This window comes from Yersinia sp. 2542 StPb PI (assembly GCF_048593855.1).
GTDB lineage: Bacteria > Pseudomonadota > Gammaproteobacteria > Enterobacterales > Enterobacteriaceae > Yersinia > Yersinia enterocolitica_E.
The window spans coordinates 1-1,204 of record NZ_JAZGQA010000408.1 but is presented as its reverse complement, the minus strand read 5'-3'; the positions used below and the strand labels follow the sequence as shown (position 1 = coordinate 1,204).

The window sequence follows — 1,204 nt, the reverse complement described above, 5'->3', positions numbered from 1 at the left end:
TGCCCAGGGAGCTATTATATTTACGCGATATTGGACAAGGACTGGAGAACCTACAGCAGAAACCCAGGTGGTCGAAGCAGTTAATCGTTATGTCTGCATTAGATATGAATGATTTACTGACATTTAATTTATAGCTCAATTATTTTGCATAATCATAATCACGGATCAATTAGAGCATCACATTTCATAGATTTAAGTTATAACTCCAAACGTTCAAGTCTGTGCGCTCATCTCAATAAAGTAGTTAACAAATCCAAATAACATCATTTTAAGTCATATTTTCAACATAAAATACTGAACATTCTACTAACTGTAATTTAGTCCAGTAAACCGTCTGAGTGACTATTGAAAAATTAACCACTAAATATTAGGATTAACACCATATATTGTGTCTAGATATAAACGAGATACCATATATGCTACATCAATACTTCTCTTATAAGGATTCAGGCCATGAGTAAAAATACAAAACAAACATCTGGCAATGTAGCTTCCGTTGCTGCGAAGACTTTAAATGACCCTAACGCTTCTGCAATCCAGAAAAGTCTTGCTGGTTCTGCTCTCTCCCAACGAGGAACACCAAATCAGACAAGTGGAGAAATGGAACATAAAGCATCGGTTGCACTTGANAACCCAAATTCCTGTGCATTGACAAAGCAGCTAGCGGCCTCTGTGTTAGCACAAGCGAATAAAGATCGTAAATAAGTTCCGTCTTAATTAACTACTGGGGCTAACGCCCCTTTTGTCGATGGCTGACCAGCTGACTAATCAGAATTATCCGCCATCAGTGATCTTTACAGGTTATTTTTCTTGGCAAAATCAAACGACCTAATCATCCGTTTCCGGTTGGCATCTAAATAATCAGCCCCTATTGGATCGCTCAGCTTTATGGATATAAGCCGCACGTACAGAGCTACGTTCTTAATGGCTCATCTACCTCTCTATATATTCCTTCAACCATAACGTCGCCATCTGTGGGCTTATAAGCTTTAGCTTCAAGCTCGGCAGTATAAACATACTCGAACCTGCATATACACAAGCAGGTTGATGTGGGGTAACTCAGATTGACGTTGGTGGACTGAAAAGCGGGGGTAAAGCCTTGCGGGGACTGGGTTATAGATATACAAAAGACGCTCGTAGACGTCTCTTTACATACTAATGGTGCGAAGGCCGGACTCGCATATATCATACAACCTACTGATAT

1 protein-coding gene is annotated in these 1,204 nt (G+C 39.7%); it reads left to right on the top strand.

Translation table 11 applies throughout. The features are described from left to right. Positions 1-453: 453 nt before the first annotated feature. Positions 454-705, top strand: a complete 252-nt coding sequence (locus tag V1952_RS21965; protein ID WP_420075567.1) for a hypothetical protein — start codon at positions 454-456, stop codon at positions 703-705. Positions 706-1,204 lie beyond the last annotated feature (499 nt).